Source organism: Micromonospora sp. WMMB235 (genome assembly GCF_001855515.1).
Classification (GTDB): domain Bacteria; phylum Actinomycetota; class Actinomycetes; order Mycobacteriales; family Micromonosporaceae; genus Micromonospora; species Micromonospora aurantiaca.
This window is the reverse complement of sequence record NZ_MDRX01000001.1, coordinates 2,252,050-2,275,198: the sequence shown is the minus strand read 5'-3', so window position 1 is coordinate 2,275,198 and position 23,149 is coordinate 2,252,050. Positions and strand designations below refer to the sequence as shown.

Below are 23,149 nucleotides of genomic sequence, written 5' to 3'. Positions count from 1 at the left end.
TCGGCCGGACGGGCGCGGGTGTGTTCAGGCCGCCAGTTGCCAGAGCAGGAACGCGTTGAGCGCCACCACGAACGCCGTGATCGCGACCGCGGCGGCGGTGGTGGCCCGGCGGTTGACCAGGCTGCCCATCAGGTCCCGGCGGCGCGTGAACATCACCACCGGGATCAGCGCGAACGGGATGCCGAAGCTCAGCACCACCTGGGACAGCACCAGCGCGCGGGTCGGGTCGACGCCGATCGCGAGCACCGCGAGCGCGGGCAGCAGCGTGATCATGCGGCGGACCAGCAGCGGGATCCGGCGGCGCAGGAAGCCCTGCATGATGATCTCGCCGGCGTACGTGCCGACGCTCGTGGAGGCGAGCCCGGACAGGAGCAGGGCGACCGCGAAGCCGACCGCCGCCGCCGTGCCGAGCGTGGTGGCGAGCCCGGCGTGGACGCCTTCCAGGGTGTCGGTGCCGGGAATCGACGTGCCGTGGAAGCTGCTAGCGGCGACCAGCAGCATGGCCAGGTTGACCGCGCCGGCGATGCCCAGCGCGATCAGCACGTCGATCCGCAGGCCCTTGGCGACGACGCGCCGCTGCGTCTCGCCCTCCGCCGGCAGCCGGTTCGGGGTCAGCGCCGAGTGCACGTAGATGACGTGCGGCATCACCGTCGCGCCGAGGATGCCGGCGGCGAGCAGCATGCTGTCGGTGCCCTGCATCCGAGGCAGCAGCCCGGCCGCGGCGTCGGACACGTCCGGTTGCGCGCTGACCAGGTTGACAGCGAACGCCAGCACGATCACGCCGAGCAGCACCGCGATGGCGATCTCGAACGTCCGGAAACCCCTGGCGCGCAGCGCCAGGATGGCGAACGAGGCGGCGCCGATGATCAGGCCGCCGGGCAGCAGCGGGACGCCGAACAGCAGGTACAGCGCGACCGCCCCGCCGATCACCTCGGCCAGGTCGGTGGCCATGGCGACCAGTTCGGCCTGCGCCCACATGACCCGGTTGAGCGGCCGGGGCAGATGTTCCCGGCACAGTTCCGGCAGGCTGCGCCCGGTGGCCAGGCCGAGCTTGGCGGTGAGCGTCTGCACCAGCATGGCGGCCAGGTTCGCCGCCACGACCACCCAGACCAGCAGGTAGCCGTACCGGGCACCGGCGGTGGAGTTGGTGGCGAAGTTGCCGGGGTCGACGTAGGCGACCGCCGCCACGAACGCGGGCCCGAGCAGGATCAGACGGCCACGTACCGGGCGTGGGGCGCGGGCGGTCCGTAGCGGGGGTACGACGGACGAGTCGTTTGTTACCACTGTTGCTCCTCGACGACGGCGAACGACGGACGACTGATGGCGAACGGCGAACGGCGGGGGGTGTCAGGGAGGGCGGCCACGCGGGGGTGTTCCCGACGGATGCCCGTATATGCCACCAACCTGAGCCCGGAGGAGGAAAGCAGACAGGGGACGATGCCGTCTGCTGTTCGCCCACCGGTTGGGCGCCGTGCGGCGCACCGCCCGGGACGACGAACGGCCGCCCCGGGTGGCGGGGCGGCCGTTCGGTAGGTGGGCGGTGCGGCGGTCGCCGCCGGGTACGCGGTCCGGCGGCGTGGTCGCGGTGCGCCGGATGGCGTGCCGCGGCGGCCGGTCAGGCGGCGGTGGACCAGATGGCCCGGAACGCGGCCGCCTCACCGGCCAGCCACTGCTCGATCTGCTCGGGCTTGACGTCGGCGGGCATCCGGTGCGCCTCGCCGCGCCGCACGTCGACCAGGACCGGCTCGGCGTGCGGCAGCACCGCGTCCATGTGCCGGGCCATCAGGTGCAGTGTGGCCAGCGTCGTCTCCTCGCTCGGCGGCGCCTCGTCGAAGTGCAGCCGGATCGCCTCGGCCCGGCCGTCGGCGTACCGGACGCCGAACTGCGGGTTGATCTTCACGGGCAGGTCGCCCAGCATGGCCAGCGCATCGCGCGTCTGGGCCAGGTCGACGCCGGCCGGCTCGCCGAGCGAGTGCAGCCAGCGGGTCGCGCCCGGCACGAGCGCCTCGTAGAGCGGTCGCCAGCGCGGCTTGACCAGGTCGGCTACCTGCGCGAGGTGCGTACCGCCGGTGTGGAACGCGACGTCGGCCTTGAGCGCCTTGACGAACTGGCCGTGCGGGTTGAAGCCGTGCCGGCTGGCCCGCTGCCGGCGCAGCCCGCCGACGAAGGTGGCCTTGGTGGGGCCGGTGCGGTCGACGTACCGGGTGAATCCGAGGAGGGTGGCGTAGGGGGTGACAGGGGTCGCGGAGGTGGGCGCAGTCACGAGCATCCTCCCAGGTCAGCAGCTCGATTAGTACATACATTCTAATCGACGGGTCTGACATCGCCCAGGGTGCGAAAGGGGCATTGTCGATCCGTTCGCCGACGGCCCGCCGATCCGGACGGGACACCGCGCGATCGATCCGTCCCCTAGAGTGCGGTTCTTCCACACCTCTCTCCCGGAGTACCCATGCGATCCCTCACGGCCCGATGGCCCCGCCTCGCCGCCGCCGCGGCGCTGCTGGCCACGACCGCGCTCTTCGCCCCGTCGACCCCGGCGCACGCCGCCGACGAACTGCCCGACCTGTTCGTGTCCTTCAGCAGCGACCCCGTCGCGGAGATCGACAACAGTGGCACCACGGTCGGCATGTACGTCTACAACTACGGCCAGGCCGACGCGACGGCGGTGACCGTCACGCTCGACCTGGGCAAGCTGTCGTCCGACGTGGTCGCCTCGGTGCCGGACTGGAACGACTCCTGCAAGCTCGCGGCGGGGAAGGTCACCTGCACCATCGGTGGCCTGGTGGCCGGCCAGACCGATCTCATCTACCCGCTCTCGCTGGCCAGCCGCACCGGTGCGACCCCCGGTGACGCCGGTTCGGTCGGCGTGACCATCGCCGGCGCACAGGACGACGCCAACCCCGGCGACAACACGATCAGCTTCCCGGTCACGATCCGCGCCTCGGGCCCCGATCTGGTCGCCGCCGCCGACGACCTGAACGACAAGTCCAAGCCGGTCGGTGAGGGCGACCGGGTCCCGCTCTACAGCGGTGTGCTCAACGAGGGCGACAGCCCGGCGGCCGACTTCACCGTCCGGGTCGACCTGCCCACCGGCGCCACCTTCGTCGAGCGGTACAGCGACTGCACCTACGTCGGCTACTACCCGAAGGCCAGCGGTCCGCCGTACGTCTACGGGCCGAGCCAGGTCACCTGCACGGTGCCGCTGACGCTCAAGCCCGGCGAGGGGCTGCTGCTGTTCGACGACGAGACGGGCGAGTCGCTGTTCAACATCACGTTCGGCCGCAACCTGCCGGGCCCGGACGAGAACTACGCCCTGTTCAGCACCGCGCTGGCCGGTGAGGCGGAGACGGCGAAGAAGGCCGCGGCGACCAAGGGCAACGGCCCGTCGTTCGCCACCGCCGCCGAGAAGCTGCACGCCAAGGCGGTCAAGGCGGGCCAGGCCCGCAAGTCCGTCGTGGAGCGCGAGCTCGACGAGTCGGACAACTACGCCGACTTCCGGTTCTGGAGCAAGAAGAACAGCCTCGACGTCGCCGTCACCGCCGCGCCGGTGAAGGGGGCGGTCGGCCAGACCGTCGACCTCACCTACGAGGTCGTCAACCACGGCCCGTCCGACGGCGGCGGCCCCGGTGTCCTCATCACCGCACCGAGCGGCACCGTCCTGCTGCCCAGCGAGTGGTGCTACACCGACGGCCAGCCGGGCACGACGTTGCCCGAGTCGGCGAAGCTGCGGTGCAACTTCGAGAGCGAGTTCCCGAGCGTGGCCTCCGGCTACGGCCGGATCAAGCCCACCGTCCAGCTGAAGATCAAGTCGACGCCGGGTACCGACGGCACGATCGTGGTCGACGGCGCCACGTCCTCGACCGAGTCGAAGCCGGAGAACAACACCGCTCACATCGTCGTCGCGGTCGGCAACGGCGGCCCGGGCACCGGTGGCTCCGGAGACGGCAGCGGTGGCACCGGCGGCGGCCTGCCGATCACCGGTGCGCCGGCGGCCACGCTCGCCGGTGTCGGCGCCGCCGTGCTCGCGGCCGGCGCGGTCCTGTTCGTCGTGTTCCGTCGTCGTCGCGTGGCGTTCCAGGCCCCGCGCGACTGATCGGACACGATCGCGGGGGCGGAACCGGACCGGTTCCGCCCCCGCGGCGTACGTCAGCCGACGCCGCTACAACTGGCCGACGTCGGTGACGCGGACCACCGCCGCGCCTGTCTCGTCCGAGGCGGCCAGGTCGATCTCGGCGCTGATGCCCCAGTCGTGGTCGCCGTCCGGGTCGTCCAGGATCTGCCGGACGGTCCACCGCTCGCGGCCCTGCTCGATCATCAGCAGCGCCGGCCCGCGCGCGTCCGGCCCCACCCCGATGGAGTCGTACGCCTCGAAGTACGGCTCCAGCGCGTCGGCCCAGGCGTCGGCGTTCCAGCCGTCGCCCGCGTCCAGCTCGCCGAGCAGGTCCCAGCGGCGCAGCGCGGCCAGCTCGACGCGACGGAACATCGCGTTGCGCACCAGCACCCGGAACGCCCGCGCGTTGCGGGTCACCGCCGGCGGCCGGTCGTCCAGCGAGGCGGCGACCTCGGCCACGTCCGACGGGTTGCGCAGCCGCTCCCACTCGTCGATCAGGCTGGAGTCGACCTGGCGGACCAGCTCGCCCAGCCACTCGATGAGGTCGACCAGCTCCTCGGTCTTCGCGTCCTCGGGGACGGTCTGCCGCAGCGTCTTGTACGCGTCGGCGAGGTACCGCAGCACCAGCCCCTCGGACCGGGACAGCCCGTAGAACTGCACGTACTCGGGGAACGTCATGGCCCGCTCGTACATGTCCCGGACCACGGACTTGGGGGAGAGCTGGTGGTCGGCCACCCAGGGGTGGCCCTGCCGGTACATCTCGTACGCGGAGTCCAGCAGCTCCGCCAGCGGCTTGGGCCAGGTCACGTCGTCGAGCAGTTCCAGGCGCGCCTCGTACTCGATGCCTTCGGCCTTCATCGCGGCGACCGCCTCGCCGCGGGCCTTGAACTGCTGCGCGGACAGCACCTGGCGGGGGTCGTCCAGGATCGACTCGATCACGCTGAGCACGTCGAGCGCGTACGACGGCGACTCCCGGTCGAGCAGCTCGACCGTGGCCAGCGCCAGCGGTGACAGCGGCTGGTTCAGCGCGAAGTCGAGCTGGAGGTCGACGGTGAGGCGTACCCGGCGGCCGGTCTCGTCCGGCTCGGGCAGCTCCTCGACCACGCCGCCCGCGCGCAGCGCGCGGTAGATGGCGATGGCCCGGCGGATGTGCCGGCGCTGCGCGGCCGGGTCCTCGTGGTTGTCGGTGAGCAGGTGCCGCATCGAGGCGAACGCGTCGCCGGGGCGGCCGATCACGTTGAGCAGCATCGAGTGGCTGACCTGGAAGCTGGAGGTGAGCGGCTCCGGCTCGGCCTCGACCAGCCGCTGGAACGTCGGCTCGCCCCAGCCGATCGAGCCCTCCGGCGGCTTCTTCTTCACCACCTTGCGGCGCTTCTTCGGGTCGTCACCGGCCTTCGCGAGCGCCTTCTCGTTCTCGATCACGTGCTCGGGGGCCTGCACCACGACCCGGCCCAGCGTGTCGAACCCGGCCCGCCCGGCCCGGCCGGCGATCTGGTGGAACTCGCGGGCCTTGAGCAGCCGGGTGCGGGTGCCGTCGTACTTGCTCAGGCCGGTGAACAGCACGGTACGGATCGGCACGTTGATGCCGACGCCGAGCGTGTCCGTACCGCAGATGACCTTGAGCAGGCCGGCCTGGGCGAGCGTCTCGACCAGGCGGCGGTACTTCGGGAGCATGCCGGCGTGGTGCACGCCGATGCCGTGGCGGACCAGCCGGGACAGCGTCTTGCCGAAGCCGGAGGTGAACCGGAAGTTGCCGATCGCGCTCGCGATCATGTCCTTCTCGGCGCGGGTGCAGACGTTCACGCTCATCAGCGCCTGGGCGCGTTCCAGCGCGGCGGCCTGGGTGAAGTGCACGACGTACACCGGGGCCTGCTTGGTCTCCAGCAGTTCCTCCAGCGTCTCGTGCAGCGGCGTGGTCGCGTACGAGAAGAGGAGCGGGACCGGCCGCTCGGCCGAGCGGACGACGGCGGTCGGCCGCCCGGTGCGCCGGGTCAGGTCGTCGACGAAGCGGGTGGTGTCGCCGAGCGTGGCCGACATCAGCACGAACTGGGCCTGCGGCAGCTCGATCAGCGGCACCTGCCAGGCCCAGCCGCGGTCCGGCTCGGCGTAGAAGTGGAACTCGTCCATGATCACCTGGCCGACGTCGGCGCGGCGGCCCTCGCGCAGCGCCAGGTTGGCCAGGATCTCCGCGGTGCAGCAGATGATCGGCGCGTCCGCGTTGACGCTGGCGTCGCCGGTGAGCATGCCGACGTTCTCCGCGCCGAAGACCTCGCAGAGCGCGAAGAACTTCTCCGAGACCAGCGCCTTGATCGGCGCGGTGTAGAAGGTCGTCCGGTCGTCGGCCAGCGCCGCGAAGTGCGCCGCGATCGCCACCAGGCTCTTGCCCGAGCCGGTCGGCGTATTCATGATCACGTTCGCACCGGAGACGATCTCGATGACCGCCTCCTCCTGATGGGGATAGAGGTCCAGGCCGCGCTCGGACGCCCAGGAGGCGAACGCGTCGTAGAGGGTGTCGGGATCGGCGGTCTTCGGCAGCGCGGCGGTGAGAGTCATGGCGGCTCCCATCGTGCCTGGATCACACCACGCCGCGCCAACCGGGTTCAGCGCACCGGGTTCAGCGCCGCCGGTGGATCAGGTCGAAGACCTCCCGGCCCGCGGTCAGCGCGCGCCGCTCGAACTTCGTCACCGGCCGGTGCGCCGGACGGGGCGCGTAACCGCCGCACACGTCGACCAGCTCCGGGTCGGCGGTGAGCGTCTCGCGCATCGACTCGGCGTACTCGGCCCAGTCCGTCGCGCAGTGCAGCGTGCCGCCCGGCACCAGCCGGGACCGCAGCAGCGCCACGTGCGCCGGCGCGATGATCCGCCGCTTGTGGTGCCGGGTCTTCGGCCACGGGTCCGGGAAGAAGACGTGCACCGCGTCCAGGCAGCCCTCCGGCATGGCCCGGACCAGGTCCAGCGCGTCGCCCTCGGCCACCCGCACGTTGTCCAGACCGTGGCGTTCCACCAGGTCGAGCAGGTTGGCGATTCCCGGCGTATGGACCTCGACCGCCAGATAGTGTCGGTCCCGGTCGGCCGCCGCCATCGCGGCGGTGGCGTCGCCCATGCCGGAGCCGATCTCCAGCACCAGCGGCGCCCGTCGTCCGAACAGCGCCGTCGGATCGCACGGCCCGTCGAGGGCGGCGATCTCGAGGCCGTACGCGGGCCAGAGCCGGGTGAGCGCGTCGCGCTGCCGCTCGCTCATCCGTCCGCGACGCGGATGGAAGGTACGGATGCGGCCGGCGGCGATGTCGGGGAGGGTCACAGCGACCCGAGCCTACGCGACCCGGATCGGATGTGATGTGCGGCCGGGGGTGAGAGGATTCATCCCGTACGCCGGGAGGGGTCATGGGGTCGTTCAGGGTACGTGAGGCGCTGCTGGTCGCGGTCGCCGCGTGCGCCGCCCCGCTGGTCGGCGCGCTGCCCGCCCAGGCCGCGCCGCGCGCCGCCGAGCCGGTGCCGGAACAGCCCCCGGCCGACGTGATCTTCGTGGAGGTCACCCCGGGCACCGTCTCGCCCGGCTACCTCGTCGGCATCCGGGCGAGCTGCCGGAACAACACCGTGCCGGCGATCGTGACCTCGGACGCGTTCGGCAGGATCCAGGTGCAGCCGCAGCGCGGCCTGCTCACCGCCTCGCCGATGGTCCACGAGCGCACCCGGCCCGGTAACTATCGGGTGAAGCTGGAGTGCCCGGGTGGGGAGACCGCCTCCACCATGCTCCAGGTGGTCAAGCAGGGGCAGCCCACCCGGCAGCCGACCCACCCGCCCAGTCACCTGCCCAGCCGTGGCCCGGCGACCGGATTCGGCGGCACCGCCGGCCCCGGGCTCGGCGGCCTGCTGGTGCCCGTCGGGCTGGCGGTGACAGTGGTCGGCGCCGGGCTCGGCGTGGCCGCGTCCCGCCGGCACGCCCGCGGCGCCGCCGGACGCTGAGGCCGGTCATGGCCGAGCACTTCGTTCCGCCGCCCGCCGGAGCACGGCGCTCCGGCCGGCCGTTCCTGGCACTGCCCCCGCCCGCCGCACCATCGCCCGATGCCGCCCGCCCGTCCAGGGCCGGCCCGCCTGCCGAGGTCGCCCGGTTCTCCAGGGCTGACCCGGCCGCCGCGCCCCGGACCGGCCCGCGCTCGGGGGAGAGTCCGGCCGCCGGGACCGGGTCGTCGGCCGTGCCGGTCTCCGGGTCGCGGCCGTGGATGCCGCCGCCCGCCGCGTCGCGACCGTGGTACCCGCCGTCGGCCGATCCGCCGGCCCTGCGTCCCCGGCCCGCCGGGCCGCCGCCTGTCGAACCGCCACCGGCGTCGCCGGGCGGGCGGGACCGGGGCCGGGGTTCCTGGTCGAAGCCGCTGGCAGTGGCGCTGGTGCTGGTCGGTGTGTTCGCCACCGGGGCCGGGCTCGGGCGCACGGCCGGGCCGTTCGACTTCGCCGACGCGTCCACCGGGTCGAGCCGGTCGAACGGGTCGGGCGCGGCGGCCCCGGCGAGTGCCGCCGCCCCGGTCCGGAAGCCGGCGAGCCGGCCGGTACGCCTGGCGGTGCCGGCCATCAAGGTCAACGCGCCGGTCACCCCGGTCGGGCAGGCGAAGGACGGCTCGGTGGACGTGCCGCCGCTGACCGAGCACGACCAGACCGGCTGGTACGACAGGGGAGCGGTGCCCGGCGACCCGGGCCGGGCGATCATCGTGGGTCACGTCGACACCAAGAGCGGGCCGGCCGTCTTCTACCGGCTGCGCTCGCTCAAGCCCGGCGTCCGGATCCAGGTGACGCGCGCCGACCGCAGCGTGGTGACCTTCAAGGTGGACAGCGTCGAGTACTTCGACAAGGCGAACCTGCCCGCCGCCCGGGTCTACGGCGACTCGGGTCCGGCCGAGCTGCGCCTGATCACGTGCGGCGGCGAGTGGGTCGGCGGCCGTACCGGCTACCAGGACAACGTGATCGTCTTCGCGTCCCTGGCGAGCTGACCGCTGCCCGACGCTCTCGCTCCCGCCCTCACTCCGACGATCATGAGGTTGGCGGCGACAATTCGGACCGCGAACGCCGTCAACTTCATGATCGACGGGGAGGGCCGGGGGCCGGGCGGGCCCGGCGGGCCGGGTGGGCCGGGGGAGGGCGGGTCAGGGTTTGGCGGGGACCTGCTGGACGACCTCGAACTCCAGCAGGGTGGCGCCGGTGGCGACGGGCTTGCGGGGTTCGCCGCCCTCGGCGTGCGCGGCCCGCGACGGGCCCTGCGCCCACGCCTGGTACGCCTCCTCGGTCTCCCAGCGCGTGTACACGAAGTAGCGGGTGTCCCCGGCGACCGGGCGCAGCAGCTCGAAGCCGAGGAAACCGGGGGAGTTCTCCACCGCGCCGGCCCGGGCCGCGAACCGCTTCTCCAGCTCCTCGCCGGCGCCGGACGGGACGTCGATCGCGTTGATCTTCACGACAGCCATGTGTCCACCCTAACGAGCGCTGCCCTCAGAACGTCTCGACGGCCGGTGTCAGGTCCGCGTCGACCACGATCGGGGCGTGGTCGGAGGGGCCCTTGCCCTTGCGGGCCTCCCGGTCCACGTACGCGGAGCGGACCGCGCGGGCGAACGACGCGCTCGCGTACACCAGGTCGATCCGCATGCCCTTGTTCTGGTGGAACATCCCGGCCCGGTAGTCCCAGTACGTGAACGGGTGCGGCCCCTTCATCGGCGTCGGCACCACGTCCTCCAGTCCCAGGTCACGCAGCGCGGCCAGCGCGGCCCGCTCGGCCGGGGTGACGTGGGTGGAGGTGACGAACAGCGTGGGATCCCAGACGTCGGCGTCGGTGGGCGCCACGTTGAAGTCACCGCAGACGGCCACCGGCAGCGCGCCGGCCACCTCCGGTTCGAGGGCGTCGCGCAGCGCCGCGAACCAGGCCAGCTTGTACGCGTAGTGCGGGTCGTCCGGCGCGCGGCCGTTCGGCACGTACACCGACCAGACCCGTAGCTCGTCGCAGGTGGCCGAGATGGCGCGGGCCTCGGGCTCGGGGAACCCGGGTTCGCCCGGGAAGCCGACAGTCACGTCGGCCAGTCCGACCCGGGACAGCACGGCGACGCCGTTCCACCGCCCGTCGCTGTGGCTGGCCACCTCGTAGCCCAGCTCGCCCACCTCGGCGACCGGGAACGCCCCGTCAGGGCACTTGGTCTCCTGCAGGCACACGACGTCGGGCTTCGTGGTGGCCAGCCAGTCGAGCAGCCGGGGCAGGCGGGCCTTCACCGAGTTGACGTTCCAGGTCGCCAGGCGCATGCCCCCAGCCTGCCGCATCCCCGCCCGCCCCGCCCGGTCAGCGCTCCGGGGTGTCGCCGGGTCGGGTCTGCTCGGCGAGGAAGCGTTCCAGCTCGGCGCCGAGTTCGTCGGCGGTGGGCAGCGGCCCGGTCTCGCCGGCGAGCAGGCTCTTCTCGCCCCGGCCGCGGGCGAACGTGTCGTACTGCTCCTCCAGCGCCTGGACCAGCGTCGCCGCCTCCTCGGTCTGGGTGACCTGGCGGTCGATCTCCACCCGGACCGCCTCGGCGGCGGTCCGCAGCGCCTCGACGGGCAGCAGCAGGCCGGTGCTGCGGGACACGGCGGACAGCAGCGCCTCGGCGGCGGCCGGGTACTCGGCCTGGGCCACGTAGTGCGGCACGTGCGCGGCGAAGCCGAGGGCGTCGCGCCCCTGCTCGCCGAGGCGGTACTCCAGCAGGTGACCGACGCCGGCCGGCACCTGCACCTTCTGCAGCCACGGCTCGTGCCCGGCGATCAGTTCCTTGCGGGTGGCGTGCGCGGTGACGCCGCTGGGCCGGGTGTGCGGCACCGCCATCGGGATCGAGTTGAGCCCGACTGTGAGCCGGACGTCGAGGCGGGCGCTGAGCCCGGCGACGGCGGCCACGAAACGCTCCCACTGAAGATCCGGCTCGGGGCCGGTGAGCAGCAGGAACGGGGTCTCGTCGTCGTCGTGCAGCAGGTGCAGCTCCAGCGCCGGGGCGTCGTAGGACTCCCAGTGGTCCTCGACGAAGGTCATCACCGGGCGGCGGGAGCGGTAGTCGAAGATCTGGTCCACGTCGAAGCGGGCGATGACCCGGGCGTCGAGCGAGGTGAGCAGCTGTTCCCGGGCCAGCCGGGTGGCGTTGCCGGCGTCGACGAAGCCGGTGAGCGCCTGGATCAGCACCGGCTGGCCGAGCTCGGGCAGCTCGTCGGTGAGTTCGTAGAGCTCGTGTGGATCGAGCACCGGTGGGGTCCTCCCTGTCGACGCGTACGGGGGAGCGCCGAGCGTGCGGCGTCCCCGGTTCGGCCAACGTACCGGGGCGGGTGGTCCATTCCGTTACGGCCACGTCCGATGCCCGGATGATGATCACGATTCGGCTACGCCCCGGTCCGGCGACCCATATCCGGATCGTCCGAACGGACGAGTTAGTCGATCATCGGGCGGGACCGGGAGGTCTGCGGCGTTCCTGCCCGGGCCGCTGCGCGGGTTGCAGGCCGGGTGATTGGTCCGGTTCCCGAGGTCCGTGGTCCGCCGGGTCGCACTGGGATGGGCCGTCCGCTTCGGAACGGCCAAAGTGTGGCGAGGGCCACCCTTTGGGCCTGGGTGATCCCGGTTTGCCCTGCCTAGCCTCGTCGGATGCGTAACGACGGCAACCTCGACGACCCGTTCGGCTCCGGCCGCCCGGCTGACCGTTCGGACGATACCCCCTCCACCAATCGGTTGGCCACACTCCGGGGACTGGTCCGGCGTACCCGCTTCTGGGCACCCACGAACCCCCGGCCCGGCCGGACGAAGCTGGCGGTCGCCACCGGCGCGGCCTGCTGCCTGGGCCTGGTCGGCGTCAGCCAGGCCGGCTTCGGTGCCCCGGACCGCGCCGCCGACCCGGCGCCCTCGGCGGAGGTCGCCGAGCGTGCCGCGGTCGACCCGGCGTCCCGGGCCATGGCCCGGCCGAGCACCGCCCCCGCCGCCCCCAGCGCCAGCGCCAGCCCGTCCGCGACGGCGAGCCCGAAGGCGACCGCCAAGCCCAAGCCGAAGAAGACCGTCCGGCAGATCGTCCCGGTCGCCGGCCTGGACCGCACCCAGATGAACAACGCGAAGAAGATCGTGCAGGCCGGCAAGGAGATGGGCATGCCGCGCCGCGCCCTCGTCATCGCGGTGGCGACCGCCATGCAGGAGAGCACCCTGCTCAACTACGCCAGCGGCGTGCTGCCCGAGTCGCAGAGCTACCCGCACCAGGCCATCGGCTGGGACCACGACTCGGTCGGGCTGTTCCAGCAGCGCCCGAGCAGCGGCTGGGGCACCGTCGAGCAGCTGATGGACCCGGAGTACGCGACGAAGGCGTTCCTGTCCGCGCTGGCGGAGATCCCCGGCTGGCAGAGCCTGCCGCTCTCCGTGGCCGCCCAGGCCGTGCAGATCTCGGCGTTCCCGGACGCGTACGCCCAGCACGAGTGGCGGGCCGGCGAAGTGGTGGCCGAGATCCTGGGCTGACCAGGACGGGTGGTTGCCGAAGGGCCGATTCGGGTATCAAGGGCTTGCCGGTCCCAGGTACACATGAAGGGGACCGCAGGACGGGAGGACCCTCATGTCGCTGATGCAACGGATCACCGCCTTCCTGCGGTCGCCGCGGGGCCAGCAGTTGGTCGACCGCGGCCGGCGTGAGATGTCGAAGCCGGAGAACCAGGCCCGGCTGCGGCAGATCGCGAACCGGCTGCAGTCGCGCCGGCGCTGACCCGCGTCACCCCCGCCGCACGAGCCTCCGGAGCCCTTCGTGACCGACCCCGCCCCCGTCGACGGGGAGCCCCCCGCCGCCCCCGTCCCGCCGGTGGAGGCGCCCGAGGCACCACCGGCCAAGCTGTGGGACCGGATGCGGGACGACCCGCAGTACGCGCCGGAGCACCTGGCCCTGGAGGCGGTACGCCGGCTCGGCCCGGAGGCCGCCCAGTGGGCCGCCCGGGAGCGGGCGCTGCGACCGGCCGCCCCGCCGGAGCACTTGGCCGACCAGGCGGTACGCAAGTTCGTCAACCACGCCCGGCTCTCCGGTGCGGTGTCCGGCGCGGCCGGGCTGCCCGGCGCGGTGATCGACGTGGGCGTGCTGGCCTGGACCCAGGCCCGGCTGGTGCTGCACGTCGCGGCCGCCTACGGCGTCGACCCGGCGCACCCGGACCGGGCCACCGACCTGCTGGTGCTCCAGCGGGTGCACAAGGTCGCCGAGACGGCCCGTCTCGCGCTGGGCGTGGCCGCCGGCCGGGAGCGGGCCGGTGCGCTGTTCGGCTCCGCCGGTGACCGGGCGCTGGGCCGGGTGATGCTCCAGCTCGGGGTCCGGCTGGCCCGGATGGCCGGGGTGCGTGCCGCCAAGCGGATGTTCGCCAAGGTCGTGCCGGGCGCGGCGATCGTGCTCGGCACCTGGGCCAACTCGTCGGCCACCAAGGAACTGGCCGACCGTACGCGCGCCCTCTACCGCGCCGCCGGCCCCCGGCAGCTACCGGGCCCGCGTCAGCCCTGACCAGCCGGAGGCGTTCCAGGCCACCTCGGCCAGCCGGCCCTGCCCGGTCGCGTTCGGGTGGAACCAGTCGAGCGCGTTGACCTGGTCCAGGTCGAAGCGATGGCGGTGCACCGCGCCGCCGTCCCACCGGCAGCGTGACCCGTACGCCCGGCAGGCGGCGCGCAGTTGCCCGTCGTACGCCTCGATCCGGTCCCTGACGCGGGCCCGGCGGGCGGCAGCGGCGGGCGCTGTCGACGTGGCGTCGGCCAGCAGCGACGGGCATACGCCCCGCGACCAGGCCCGCACGGCGCGGGGCTCGGTGTGCCCGATCTGCCAGAGCCGGTACAGGTCCGGGATGCTGACCACCAGCACCCGGGCCTTCGGCCGGCCCTCGCGCAGCACGCCCAGCGCCGCGTCGACCTGGTCGCGGAAGGTGGCGACCGGCGTCATGTCGTCGACGTCGCCCCGGCAGGCGTCGTTCGCGCCGATCAGCACGGTGACCAGGTCGGCCCTGTCGCGTACCGCCGACCGGGCCTGGCCGGTCAGCGCGGCCGCGCGGGCCCCGGGCACGGCCCGGTTGTACGCCCGCAGCCCCGGCGCGTCGGCGCGCAGCCGCCGGTAGAGGCTCTCCACCCGCAGGCCGTCCCCGGTCGACCAGGAGTTGCGTTCGCAGCTCACCAGCACCAGGCAGGAGCCGTAGCCGGTGCTGACCGAGTCGCCGAGCGCGACCAGCACCCGGGGTTCGCCGGGGGCGGGTGTGCCGGAGGGCCGGGGTGACGCCTCGCCGGAGCCGTCACAGGCGAGCGCGACGAGCGCCGCCAGGCAGGCCAGCGCGGCGATCCAGCGTCTCATCGGTCCCCCGTCCGGCGGCGGCAACGGGCGCGTCGACCCTATGCCCCGGCGGAGAGCCGGTGGCGGTTCTGTCGGCTATCGGGCATCGACCACTGTCGTTCACATCTGTCGTGTCGGCGCAGGCCGGCCGTGCAGCCACCGGTGCAGCGCCCGGGTGATCCGGGGCAGCACCAGGTAGGTCATCAGCGGGGTGAGCACGAGCGTCATCAGCAGCGTCCGCCCGGCCAGCGGCACGCCGGCGAGGAACCGGGTGGTCAGCAGCGTGGCGGCCAGGCTGAGCGGGAAGAACGCCAGCCAGATCGTGACCGCCTGCTTCCAGCGCGGCGGCGCGGCCGGTTCCGGCTCGCCGAACGTCTCGACCACGTGGTCAACCGGCGGGGCGAACCAGCCCTCGATGCCGGTGCGCCGCTCCACCCGGGTGTGCTCGACGATGCCCTGCGCCGAGCTGAGCCACCAGCGCCGCTGCGGCGAGTCCTCCCAGTCGCGCAGGGTGTCCGCGTCGGCGAAGCGGTACATCACGTGCCACTCGCCGGAACCGGGGGCGCTGCGGACGAAACCGGCGCCGAGGAAGCCCGGGAAGCTCTCCGCGAGCGCCGTCCCGGCCCGCATCCACGCCACCACCTCGTCGGTACGCGCCGGGTCGGCGCGCCGGGACACGGCGACGGTCACGGGTACGGCCTGAGTCGTGGTCATGCCATCCTCTCCACCGTTCCGCGGGATCTCCGCCGGAACCGGCAGACCGATGTAACGCACCCGCCTGCCGGCCGCATCCGGCGCCTGCCCGCCGGGTGTCCCGGATCACCGGTGTTCCCGCACCGGCCGGTTATCCCCGCCCGTGCCGGGGTAGGCCCCAGGAATGACCCGATCACAGCCCCGCCGCGCCCGTGGCACGGTCGGCCACGCGAACAGCGCCCTGAACCTGCGGCTCGCGCTCGCCACGTTCGGTCTGGTCGTGATGACCGTCTTCGCGGTGCTCGCGTTCGCCGCGGACATCGCCTGGCTGGGTGTCGTCTGCGCGCTGCTCGCCGTGGTGGCGGTGGTCGACCTGGTCGTGATCCAGCGCCGCCGCGCCGCGCGCCGCCGGGAGGAGCCGGGCGTGCGGCACTCGCTGTTCGAGTGACAGGAGTACGACATGCCCATCGCCACCACCAATCCCGCCACCGGACAGGTGCTCAAGACGTACGAGGCGATGTCGGACGAGCAGATCGACGCCGCGATCGAGCGGGCCGACCTCGCCTTCCGGCAGTTGCGCGACACCACGATCGCGCAGCGGGCCCGGTGGCTCCTCGCCGCCGCCGACCTGCTCGACGCCGAGCGCGACGAGACGGCCCGGCTGATGACCACCGAGATGGGCAAGACGTACGCCGCCGCGAAGGCGGAGGTCACCAAGTGCGCCACCGCCTGCCGCTTCTACGCCGGGAACGCGCCCCGGATGCTCGCGGACGAGCCGGCCGACGCCGCCGCGGTCAAGGCGAAGCGGGCGTACGTGCGTTACCAGCCGATCGGTCCGGTGCTCGCGGTGATGCCGTGGAACTTTCCGCTGTGGCAGGTGATGCGGTTCGCCGCCCCGGCCCTGATGGCGGGCAACACCGGCCTGCTCAAGCACGCCTCGAACGTGCCGCAGACCGCGCTCTACCTGGAGGACCTGTTCCGCCGGGCCGGCTTCCCCGAGGGCGCGTTCACCACGCTGCTGGTCGGCTCCGACGCGGTCGACCGGATCCTCAGCGACCCCCGCGTGCGCGCCGCCACGCTCACCGGCAGCGAGCCGGCCGGCCGGTCCATCGCCCAGATCGCCGGCCGGGAGATCAAGAAGACGGTGCTGGAGCTGGGCGGCAGCGACCCGTTCGTGGTGATGCCCTCGGCCGACCTGGACACCGCAGCCGAGGTCGCCACCACCGCCCGCTGCCAGAACAACGGGCAGTCCTGCATCGCCGCGAAGCGGTTCATCGTGCACACCGACGTGTTCGACGCGTTCGCCGAGAAGTTCGCCGCCCGGATGGCGGCGCTGCGCGTCGGCGACCCGATGGACGACGGCACCGACGTCGGCCCGCTGGCCAGCGAGCGCGGTCGCGACGAGGTGCACGCGCAGGTCACCGACGCGGTGGACCAGGGCGCGACTGTGCTCTGCGGCGGCGAGAAGCCGGCCGGGGACGGCTGGTACTACCCGCCGACCGTGGTCACCGACCTGCGCCCGGAGATGCGGATGTGGGCCGAGGAGGTGTTCGGGCCGGTCGCCGGGCTCTACCGGGTCGGCTCGTACGACGAGGCGATCGAGGTCGCCAACGGCACCAGCTTCGGCCTCGGCTCCAACGCCTGGACGAACGACCCGGCCGAGCAGGAGCGCTTCGCCGTCGACCTGGACGCCGGCAACGTGTTCGTCAACGGCATGACCACGTCCTATCCGGAGCTGCCGTTCGGTGGTGTGAAGAACTCCGGGTACGGCCGCGAGCTGTCCGCCGCCGGCATGCGCGAGTTCTGCAACACCAAGACCGTGTGGATCGGCGAGGGCGAGGCCGGCGCGGGCGCCGGGGCGCACTCCGAGTAGACGCGATTGGCCGGACGCCGTCACGGGTAGGAGTGGCGACCATGACGGCGTTCGGCTTCCACGCATCCCACGAGCAGATCCACCCGGCCCGGCTGCTGGAGGCGGTGATCCACGCCGAACGCGCCGGCTTCGACGCGGCCATGTGCTCCGACCACTTCTCGCCGTGGAGCGAGCGACAGGGCCAGTCCGGGTTCGCCTGGTCCTGGCTCGGCGCCGCGCTCCAGGCCACGAACCTGTCCTTCGGCGTGGTGAACGCCCCCGGCCAGCGCTACCACCCGGCGATCATCGCGCAGGCCATCGGCACGCTCGGCGCCATGTACCCGGGCCGGTTCTGGGCCGCGCTGGGCACCGGCGAGGCGGCGAACGAGCACATCACCGGCGAGGTCTGGCCGCGCAAGGACATCCGCAGCGCCCGGCTGCGCGAGTGCGTCGACGTGATCCGGGCGCTGCTCGCAGGCGAGGAGGTCAGCCACGACGGCCTCGTCACGGTGGACCGGGCGAAGCTGTGGACCCGGCCGGAGGAGCCGCCCGCACTGGTCGGCGCCGCCGTGAGCATCGCCACCGCACGCTGGTGCGCCGAGTGGGCCGACGGGCTGATCACCGTCAACGCGCCGGTCGAGCACCTGCGGCAGATGATCGACGCCTACCGGGACGCGGGCGGACGTGGCCCGCTGCACCTCCAGGTGCACGTGAGCTGGGCGCCCGAGCAGGAGCAGGCCGAGGCGATCGCGTACGAGCAGTGGCGCAGCAACGTGTTCGCGCCGCCGGTCTGCTGGGACCTGGAGACCCCCGAGCACTTCGACGTGGCGAGCGCCGACGTGCCGATGTCCAAGGTCGCCGAGACCGTGAACGTCTCCGCCGACCTGGGCCGGCACGTCGGCTGGCTGGAGGAGTACGTGGCGCTGGGCTTCGACCAGATCGCGCTGCACCACGTCGGGCAGGAGCAGCGCGCGTTCATCGACACGTTCGGCGCCGAGGTGCTGCCGAAGCTGCGCTCCGCCGCCTGATCACACATCACCCCGTCGACGCTTAGGCTCGTCGTTCGTGGATGCTCTGTTCGAGGTCGTGGTCTTCCTGGCCATCGCGACCTTCGGTGCGGCGCTGGCCCGCCGGCTCGGCCTGCTCGCGCCGATCCTGCTGGTCGTGCTCGGCCTCGCGTTGTCCTTCCTGCCGTTCTTCCCGCACGTGCGGCTGGACCCGGACCTGGTGCTGGTGGGCATCCTGCCGCCGCTGCTCTACGTGGCGGCGCTGGAGACGTCGGTGCCGGCGTTCCGGCTCAACCTGCGGCCGATCCTGCTGCTCGCCGTCGGACTGGTCGTCTTCACCGCGTTCGCGGTGGGCACCGTCGTGCACTGGTTCCTGCCCGAGCTGCCGTACGCGATCTGCCTGGCGCTCGGCGCGGTGGTGGCGCCGCCGGACGCGGTCGCCGCCACCGCGGTGGCCCGGCGGGTCGGCCTGCCCCGGCGGGTCGTCACCATCCTGGAGGGCGAGAGCCTGGTCAACGACGCCACCGCGCTGGTGCTGCTGCGGGTGGCGATCGTCGCCGCGACCGCCACCACCGGCGGCGTCGGCGTCGGTGACGTGGCCCGCGAGGTGGTCGTCGCGGCCGGCGGCGGCATCCTGGTCGGCCTGCTGGGCGTGGTGGTCTTCGGGTATCTGCACAAGCGCATCACCGACCCGGTGCTGGACAACGCGCTGTCGCTGATCGTGCCGTTCGCCGTGGTCTTCGCCGCCGAGGAGATCCACGCCTCCGGCGTCGTCGCGGTGGTGGTGACCGGCCTCGGCATCGGGCACAAGCTGCCCACGCTGCTGTCGGCTGCCTCCCGGCTCCAGGTGACCGCGTTCTGGCGGCTGATCCGGTTCCTCCTCGAAGGACTGGTGTTCCTGCTGGTCGGCCTGCAACTGCCGGAGGTGGTCCGCGACCTCGACGAACCGTTCGGCTCGCTGGCCGCGATCACCGCCGCGGTGCTGGCCGCCGTCTTCCTGTCCCGGTTCGTCTGGGTGTTCCCGGCCACCTACCTGGCCCGGCTGGTGCCCCGGATCCGGCAGCGCGACCCGGCGCCGCCGGTGCAGTTCCCCGTCGTCATCGGCTGGGCCGGCATGCGGGGCGTGGTGACGCTCGCCGCCGCGCTGGGCCTGCCGCTCACGCTGGCCGACGACGCGCCGTACCCGCGTGCGCTGCTCATCTGGCTGGCCTTCGCGGTGATCGTCGCGACGTTGGTCGGGCAGGGCGCCACGCTGCCCTGGGTGGCCCGGCGGCTGCGGCTGCCCCCGGACGACCCGGTGCAGGACGCGCTGTCCGCCGCCGGGGTGCAGCAGCGGGCCAGCCGGGCGGCCCGGGAACGGCTCGACGAACTGGCCGCCGGCGCGCCGGCGGCGGTGGTGGAACGCCTTCGTGGGCTGACCACCTCCCGGGCCAACCTGGCCTGGGAACGGCTCGGCGGCACCGAACGGGAAACCCCCTCCCAGGCGTACGCGCGCCTGCGGCAGGAGATGATCGACGCGGAGCGGGAGGTGTTCCGGGCCGCCCGCGACTCCGGCCAGATCCCGGAGGAGGTGCTCACCCGCGCCTATCGTGATCTGGATCTGGAGGAGTCCATGCTGCGACAGGAGGTCGTCGAATGAGCTGCCGGCACCTGGCCGAGGCGGGCACGGCCGAGCCCGACACCACCACCGAGTGCCCGGACTGCGTGGCGATCGGCAACCCGGACTGGGTGCATCTGCGCGCCTGCCTGACCTGCGGGCACGTGGGCTGTTGCGACTCCTCGCCGTACCAGCACGCCACGAAGCACTTCGAGTCGAGCGGCCACCCGGTGATGCGGTCGGTCCAGCCGGGGGAGTCGTGGCGCTGGTGCTTCGTGGACGAGGAGATCGGCTGACTCAGCCGACCCGGCGCTCCAGCACCTGCCCGGTCCACGTCGGGCGGCCCGGCCGCTCCACCGTGAACGGCTCGGTGGCGGTGAACCCGCAGCTCTCGTAGAACCGCACGAGCGCCCGGTCGGGGCTGCGGAAGCAGTCCACCCGCAGCAGGCCGACGCCGCGCTCGCGGGCCAGCTCCGCCGCGTACGCCAGCAACCGCGCCCCGACCCCGCGCCCGGCGTACGCCCGGTCGGTGACCAGCAGGTTCACGTACAGCTCCGGCTCGGTGGCGGGCGGCACGTACTCGGTCGCCGCGCCCACCACCAGCGCGCCCGCCACCGTCCCGTCGATCTCGGCGAGGTACAGGCCGTCGCCGGCGGCCCACGCCTCGGCCTGGGCGACGCGGCGCGGGTCGATCGACGCCGGCTCGGTGCCCCACTGGTCGGTACGCCCGAGTTCGGTCAGCCATGCGGTGGCGCTGTCGAGCAGCCGCAGCAGCGTGGGCGCGTCGCCGGGCCCACCCGGACGGATGGTGATGCTCTGCTGGTCGGTCATCCCGCCATGCTGCTACACGCGGCTCACCCGGGCACACCGGCGGCCCGTGCCTCCGGCGCCGGCCGGTTCGCGATCGCCCGGCGGGCCAGAGCCGGGGCGGCCAGCCCGGCGGCGGCGAGGATCCCGCCGAGCACCAGCCAGCCGACCGGACCGCCACCGAGCACCAGCAGCGTGAGCAGCCCTCGGCCGAGCGCCTGGGCCAGCCCGGCGAGCAGGCCGTCCGCACCCTGGTAGGCGCCGATCGCGCCGGGCGGGGCCAGGTCGTAGGCGAGGCCCGCGCCGGCCGCGCCGTGCCACAGGTCGCCGACCGTCCACACCGCAGTGGCGACGAGCAGCAGGACGACCGCGGGGAGCACCGGCAGGACGGCCGTCGCCGCGTACAACGGTGTGGCCGCCGCGAGCACCAGCCCGGCCCGGCGCAGCTTCCGGGCGGCCGGCGCGGCCCGCTCGGCGCCCCGGCTCAGCCGGACCGCGAGCAGCACGGTGAGGACCGTGTTCGCGAGCAGAACCGCCGACACCACGGGTGGCGGCGCGCCGGCCCGGTCCACAGTCCACAGCGGCACGACGAGCACGAGCACCGTCACGTGCGTGCTGAGCACCGCCGAGACGCCGCTGACCGCGAGGAACCGCCCGTCCCGCAGCGGCCCACCGCGCGCCCGGCGCGTGCGCGTAGTGGTCGGCGGCCCGGCCGTCGCCTCCGACACCGCGGCCCGGCCCGCGTCGGCTGCTCCCTGCGTGCCGGCTGACTCCCCGTGCGCGGCGGCGGCCGGCCGCGCGGCGGCGATCGGCTGCGCGGCGGCGATCGGCGGGAGGCGCAGCAGCAGCAGCGCCGCCGAGAGCAGGTACGTGGCCGCGTTGCCGACGATCAGCACCTGATACGCCCGGTGCGTGTCCACGGCGAGCGCGATCCCGGCCAGCGCGGTACCGACGGTGATGCCCAGGTTCGCCACCGCCCTTAGTGTCGCGAACGCGTGCACCCGGCCGTCCGGGCCGCCCACCGCCGCGACGAGCGCCGCCCGTACCGCCAGGTTGCCGGCCGCGAGCAGCGCCTCCGGCACCGCCACCGCCAGGAACGCCGGAAACGAACCGACCAGCAGGTACGCCAGCGCGGCGACCGCCTGACCCACCTGGAGGACGGCCCGGAGCGTACGCGGATCCCACCTGTCGGCCAGCGCGCCCAGCGGCACGCTGGCGCTCAGCCCGACCAGCCCCGCGACTGTGAGCCCGGCGCCCACCGAGGTGGCGGAGAGGCCCACGTCCCGGGTCAGGTAGAGCGCACCGCCCGCCAGCCACAGCCCCGCGCCGACGGTGTTCACCAGCGTGGCGTACGCGAGCGTGCGCAGCGGCCCGGGCGGCGGGAGCGGCGAGACGCGTCCCATCAGCGGCGTCCGGCCAGGGCCATGCGATCGACGCTAGGCGTGGGCCAGCTGTCGCGGCGTCCCGGAACCGGCGACCCCTGTCACACCCGAGGGCTCGGGAGGCATGTTGCGTCGCCGAGGAACAGCGTTCCGCAGGTCCGCCGACGGGAGCGCAGCGAGTGCGTGGCGGCTACCGGCTGGCGTTGCCGCCCACACCCGATTCTCGGCCGGCCGGGTGACGTGGCGGCACCGAAACGGCGCTCGGCCCGGCGTGGCTGTGACAATCGCGGCCGGCAGCTCCTCGCGGAAAGGATGAGCTTCCGAGCGTTATGCCTCTCAGTCATAAATATGACCGAGAGGCATAACGCCGGAGGGACAACCCTTCTGTTCCGGCGCGACACGCCGCTTCCGGGCGGGCGCGTTAACCGGTCGACCGGGGGCGCGGACCGTGCCACGATCGCGCGGTGCCCGCCTCCGTGACCGCCTCCGTGACCGCCCTGCTGCGCCGGCAGTTCGACCTGACCTGGGCGCTCGCCGAGTACCACCTCGACCGGCTGGAGCCGGGTGATTTCCTCTGGGAACCGGCCGCGCTGTGCTGGACCATGCGCCAGGACCCGGCCGGCGGGTGGCGTGCCGACTGGGCCGACACCGAGCCGGACCCGGTCCCGGTGCCCACGATCGCGTGGCTGACCTGGCACATCGGCTGGTGGTGGTCGGTCGCGGCCGACCACGTGCGGCAGCGGCCGGCGCGGGAGCGCGACGACATCCGCTGGCCCGGACCGGGCGCGGAGACTGTGGCGTGGCTGCGGGAGCTGCGGTCGGAGTGGACGGACACGCTGGACGGGCTGACCGAGGCCGGCCTGGACCGGCCGTCCGCGTACCCCTGGCCCGCCGACGCCGGGCTCACCGTCGCGGACCTGGCCGCGTGGGTGAACGCCGAGCTGATGAAGAACGTGGCCGAGATCGGGCAGCTCCGGCTTATGCGGGCGGCAGGGCGGGCGGCGGGGCGGGCGGCCTGAGCCGGGCCGCGCTCAGTGCGCGCCGCCGAGGTTGAGCACCACCACCCCGGCGATGACGAGTCCCGCCCCGACCACCTTCGTCACGCTCAGCGGCTCACCGAGGAACGCCGCGCCGATCGCCATGATGGCGGCGGTGCCGAGGCCGGACCAGACCGCGTACGCGACGCCGACCGGGATGTCCTTCACTGCGAGCGAGAGCAGGCCGAACGCGGACAGGTACGCCACGGCGAGGCCGACAGTGGGCCAGAGCCGGGTGAAGCCGTCGGTGGCCTTGAGCAGGCTGGTGCCGATCACCTCGGCGGTGATCGCGCCGAGCAGGAACAGGTACGCCATCGCAGGACCGTACCCGGTCCTGCGATGGCGCCTGAGTGGAGCTC

24 protein-coding genes are annotated in these 23,149 nt (G+C 73.5%); 12 read left to right on the top strand and 12 right to left on the bottom strand.

Annotated features, from left to right (window positions below; all coding sequences use genetic code 11):
* Positions 1–24 precede the first annotated feature (24 nt).
* Together BFV98_RS09200 and BFV98_RS09195 are read right to left on the bottom strand one after the other, a co-directional pair.
* Positions 25–1,284: an Nramp family divalent metal transporter gene (locus BFV98_RS09200; RefSeq protein ID WP_030270388.1), complete on the bottom strand. Its 1,260-nt coding sequence runs from the start codon at positions 1,282–1,284 to the stop codon at positions 25–27.
* 331 nt (positions 1,285–1,615) lie between these two features.
* Positions 1,616–2,263: a hypothetical protein gene (locus BFV98_RS09195; RefSeq protein WP_013285342.1), complete on the bottom strand. Its 648-nt coding sequence runs from the start codon at positions 2,261–2,263 to the stop codon at positions 1,616–1,618.
* A 186-nt stretch (positions 2,264–2,449) separates the two neighbouring features.
* Between BFV98_RS09195 and BFV98_RS09190 the strand changes: the two genes are divergently transcribed.
* A complete protein-coding gene (locus BFV98_RS09190; RefSeq protein WP_071095841.1) occupies positions 2,450–4,093 on the top strand; it encodes a peptidase in 1,644 nt (547 codons plus the stop codon).
* 66 nt (positions 4,094–4,159) lie between these two features.
* Here BFV98_RS09190 and BFV98_RS09185 read toward each other — a convergent pair whose 3' ends face one another.
* Complete coding sequence (locus BFV98_RS09185) at positions 4,160–6,664, bottom strand: RNA helicase (protein ID WP_013474791.1); 2,505 nt, start codon at positions 6,662–6,664, stop codon at positions 4,160–4,162.
* A gap of 61 nt (positions 6,665–6,725) precedes the next feature.
* Entirely contained in the window at positions 6,726–7,352 is a 627-nt protein-coding gene (trmB, locus tag BFV98_RS09180) for a tRNA (guanosine(46)-N7)-methyltransferase TrmB (RefSeq protein WP_255368339.1), read from the bottom strand.
* A 143-nt stretch (positions 7,353–7,495) separates the two neighbouring features.
* On the opposite strand from trmB, the gene BFV98_RS09175 reads away from it, so the two are divergent.
* Together BFV98_RS09175 and BFV98_RS09170 are read left to right on the top strand one after the other, a co-directional pair.
* Positions 7,496–8,077, top strand: a complete 582-nt coding sequence (locus tag BFV98_RS09175; RefSeq protein ID WP_013285346.1) for a hypothetical protein — start codon at positions 7,496–7,498, stop codon at positions 8,075–8,077.
* Between the two features lie 314 nt (positions 8,078–8,391).
* Positions 8,392–9,096 carry a class F sortase gene (locus BFV98_RS09170; protein WP_255368338.1) on the top strand — a complete coding sequence of 235 codons (705 nt, stop codon included), beginning with the start codon at positions 8,392–8,394 and terminating at the stop codon, positions 9,094–9,096.
* 153 nt (positions 9,097–9,249) lie between these two features.
* On the opposite strand, the gene BFV98_RS09165 is transcribed toward BFV98_RS09170, so the two are convergent.
* The 3 genes from BFV98_RS09165 to BFV98_RS09155 are packed head-to-tail and all read right to left on the bottom strand — an operon-like array spanning position 9,250 to position 11,345.
* Positions 9,250–9,564 carry an antibiotic biosynthesis monooxygenase gene (locus BFV98_RS09165; RefSeq protein ID WP_030270374.1) on the bottom strand — a complete coding sequence of 105 codons (315 nt, stop codon included), beginning with the start codon at positions 9,562–9,564 and terminating at the stop codon, positions 9,250–9,252.
* A gap of 25 nt (positions 9,565–9,589) precedes the next feature.
* A complete protein-coding gene (locus BFV98_RS09160; RefSeq protein ID WP_071095835.1) occupies positions 9,590–10,387 on the bottom strand; it encodes an exodeoxyribonuclease III in 798 nt (265 codons plus the stop codon).
* 37 nt (positions 10,388–10,424) lie between these two features.
* Positions 10,425–11,345: a proteasome assembly chaperone family protein gene (locus BFV98_RS09155; RefSeq protein ID WP_013285350.1), complete on the bottom strand. Its 921-nt coding sequence runs from the start codon at positions 11,343–11,345 to the stop codon at positions 10,425–10,427.
* A gap of 393 nt (positions 11,346–11,738) precedes the next feature.
* Here BFV98_RS09155 and BFV98_RS09150 point away from each other — a divergent pair, with 393 nt between their 5' ends.
* From BFV98_RS09150 to BFV98_RS09145, 3 genes are all read left to right on the top strand, one after another.
* Complete coding sequence (locus BFV98_RS09150) at positions 11,739–12,590, top strand: hypothetical protein (RefSeq protein ID WP_013285351.1); 852 nt, start codon at positions 11,739–11,741, stop codon at positions 12,588–12,590.
* A 94-nt stretch (positions 12,591–12,684) separates the two neighbouring features.
* Positions 12,685–12,831, top strand: a complete 147-nt coding sequence (locus BFV98_RS32230; protein ID WP_013285352.1) for a hypothetical protein — start codon at positions 12,685–12,687, stop codon at positions 12,829–12,831.
* Between the two features lie 39 nt (positions 12,832–12,870).
* Positions 12,871–13,605 carry an EcsC family protein gene (locus tag BFV98_RS09145; RefSeq protein ID WP_030270365.1) on the top strand — a complete coding sequence of 245 codons (735 nt, stop codon included), beginning with the start codon at positions 12,871–12,873 and terminating at the stop codon, positions 13,603–13,605.
* Here BFV98_RS09145 and BFV98_RS09140 read toward each other — a convergent pair.
* Together BFV98_RS09140 and BFV98_RS09135 are read right to left on the bottom strand one after the other, a co-directional pair.
* On the bottom strand, positions 13,582–14,436 hold the full coding sequence (locus BFV98_RS09140; RefSeq protein ID WP_030270362.1) for a GDSL-type esterase/lipase family protein: 855 nt from the start codon (positions 14,434–14,436) through the stop codon (positions 13,582–13,584). The genes BFV98_RS09145 and BFV98_RS09140 overlap by 24 nt on opposite strands.
* Positions 14,437–14,535: 99 nt before the next feature.
* A complete protein-coding gene (locus BFV98_RS09135; protein WP_013285355.1) occupies positions 14,536–15,129 on the bottom strand; it encodes an antibiotic biosynthesis monooxygenase in 594 nt (197 codons plus the stop codon).
* Between the two features lie 163 nt (positions 15,130–15,292).
* On the opposite strand from BFV98_RS09135, the gene BFV98_RS09130 reads away from it, so the two are divergent.
* Genes BFV98_RS09130 through BFV98_RS09110 form a run of 5 tightly spaced genes read left to right on the top strand, consistent with a single transcriptional unit; the run spans position 15,293 to position 19,860 of the window.
* A complete protein-coding gene (locus tag BFV98_RS09130) occupies positions 15,293–15,556 on the top strand; it encodes a DUF6343 family protein (RefSeq protein WP_013285356.1) in 264 nt (87 codons plus the stop codon).
* Positions 15,557–15,568: 12 nt separating this feature from the next.
* Positions 15,569–16,981, top strand: a complete 1,413-nt coding sequence (locus BFV98_RS09125) for an NADP-dependent succinic semialdehyde dehydrogenase (RefSeq protein ID WP_071095833.1) — start codon at positions 15,569–15,571, stop codon at positions 16,979–16,981.
* A 32-nt stretch (positions 16,982–17,013) separates the two neighbouring features.
* Complete coding sequence (locus tag BFV98_RS09120; RefSeq protein WP_255368079.1) at positions 17,014–17,988, top strand: TIGR03885 family FMN-dependent LLM class oxidoreductase; 975 nt, start codon at positions 17,014–17,016, stop codon at positions 17,986–17,988.
* 37 nt (positions 17,989–18,025) lie between these two features.
* Positions 18,026–19,606 carry a Na+/H+ antiporter gene (locus BFV98_RS09115; RefSeq protein WP_030270360.1) on the top strand — a complete coding sequence of 527 codons (1,581 nt, stop codon included), beginning with the start codon at positions 18,026–18,028 and terminating at the stop codon, positions 19,604–19,606.
* A complete protein-coding gene (locus BFV98_RS09110; protein WP_013285360.1) occupies positions 19,603–19,860 on the top strand; it encodes a UBP-type zinc finger domain-containing protein in 258 nt (85 codons plus the stop codon). The genes BFV98_RS09115 and BFV98_RS09110 overlap by 4 nt, the downstream gene beginning before the upstream one ends.
* A 1-nt stretch (position 19,861) precedes the next feature.
* On the opposite strand, the gene BFV98_RS09105 is transcribed toward BFV98_RS09110, so the two are convergent.
* Entirely contained in the window at positions 19,862–20,395 is a 534-nt protein-coding gene (locus tag BFV98_RS09105; RefSeq protein ID WP_013285361.1) for a GNAT family N-acetyltransferase, read from the bottom strand.
* 23 nt (positions 20,396–20,418) lie between these two features.
* Positions 20,419–21,774: an MFS transporter gene (locus tag BFV98_RS09100; protein ID WP_143025319.1), complete on the bottom strand. Its 1,356-nt coding sequence runs from the start codon at positions 21,772–21,774 to the stop codon at positions 20,419–20,421.
* Between the two features lie 443 nt (positions 21,775–22,217).
* Here BFV98_RS09100 and BFV98_RS09095 point away from each other — a divergent pair, with 443 nt between their 5' ends.
* Positions 22,218–22,772 (top strand): DinB family protein, encoded by a 555-nt coding sequence (locus BFV98_RS09095; RefSeq protein WP_083395244.1) that lies wholly within the window; start codon positions 22,218–22,220, stop codon positions 22,770–22,772.
* 12 nt (positions 22,773–22,784) lie between these two features.
* On the opposite strand, the gene BFV98_RS09090 is transcribed toward BFV98_RS09095, so the two are convergent.
* Complete coding sequence (locus BFV98_RS09090; protein WP_013285364.1) at positions 22,785–23,105, bottom strand: multidrug efflux SMR transporter; 321 nt, start codon at positions 23,103–23,105, stop codon at positions 22,785–22,787.
* Between the last annotated feature and the right edge of the window lie 44 nt (positions 23,106–23,149).

Coding starts and splice junctions, on each gene's coding strand:
- BFV98_RS09190 (WP_071095841.1), top strand. CDS start 2,450: ATGCGATCCCTCACGGCCCGATGGCCCCGCCTCGCCGCCGCCGCGGCG.
- BFV98_RS09185 (WP_013474791.1), bottom strand. CDS start 6,664: ATGACTCTCACCGCCGCGCTGCCGAAGACCGCCGATCCCGACACCCTC.
- trmB (WP_255368339.1), bottom strand. CDS start 7,352: ATGAGCGAGCGGCAGCGCGACGCGCTCACCCGGCTCTGGCCCGCGTAC.
- BFV98_RS09175 (WP_013285346.1), top strand. CDS start 7,496: ATGGGGTCGTTCAGGGTACGTGAGGCGCTGCTGGTCGCGGTCGCCGCG.
- BFV98_RS09165 (WP_030270374.1), bottom strand. CDS start 9,564: ATGGCTGTCGTGAAGATCAACGCGATCGACGTCCCGTCCGGCGCCGGC.
- BFV98_RS09160 (WP_071095835.1), bottom strand. CDS start 10,387: ATGCGCCTGGCGACCTGGAACGTCAACTCGGTGAAGGCCCGCCTGCCC.
- BFV98_RS09150 (WP_013285351.1), top strand. CDS start 11,739: ATGCGTAACGACGGCAACCTCGACGACCCGTTCGGCTCCGGCCGCCCG.
- BFV98_RS32230 (WP_013285352.1), top strand. CDS start 12,685: ATGTCGCTGATGCAACGGATCACCGCCTTCCTGCGGTCGCCGCGGGGC.
- BFV98_RS09140 (WP_030270362.1), bottom strand. CDS start 14,436: ATGAGACGCTGGATCGCCGCGCTGGCCTGCCTGGCGGCGCTCGTCGCG.
- BFV98_RS09135 (WP_013285355.1), bottom strand. CDS start 15,129: ATGACCACGACTCAGGCCGTACCCGTGACCGTCGCCGTGTCCCGGCGC.
- BFV98_RS09130 (WP_013285356.1), top strand. CDS start 15,293: ATGACCCGATCACAGCCCCGCCGCGCCCGTGGCACGGTCGGCCACGCG.
- BFV98_RS09125 (WP_071095833.1), top strand. CDS start 15,569: ATGCCCATCGCCACCACCAATCCCGCCACCGGACAGGTGCTCAAGACG.
- BFV98_RS09110 (WP_013285360.1), top strand. CDS start 19,603: ATGAGCTGCCGGCACCTGGCCGAGGCGGGCACGGCCGAGCCCGACACC.
- BFV98_RS09105 (WP_013285361.1), bottom strand. CDS start 20,395: ATGACCGACCAGCAGAGCATCACCATCCGTCCGGGTGGGCCCGGCGAC.
- BFV98_RS09100 (WP_143025319.1), bottom strand. CDS start 21,774: ATGGGACGCGTCTCGCCGCTCCCGCCGCCCGGGCCGCTGCGCACGCTC.
- BFV98_RS09090 (WP_013285364.1), bottom strand. CDS start 23,105: ATGGCGTACCTGTTCCTGCTCGGCGCGATCACCGCCGAGGTGATCGGC.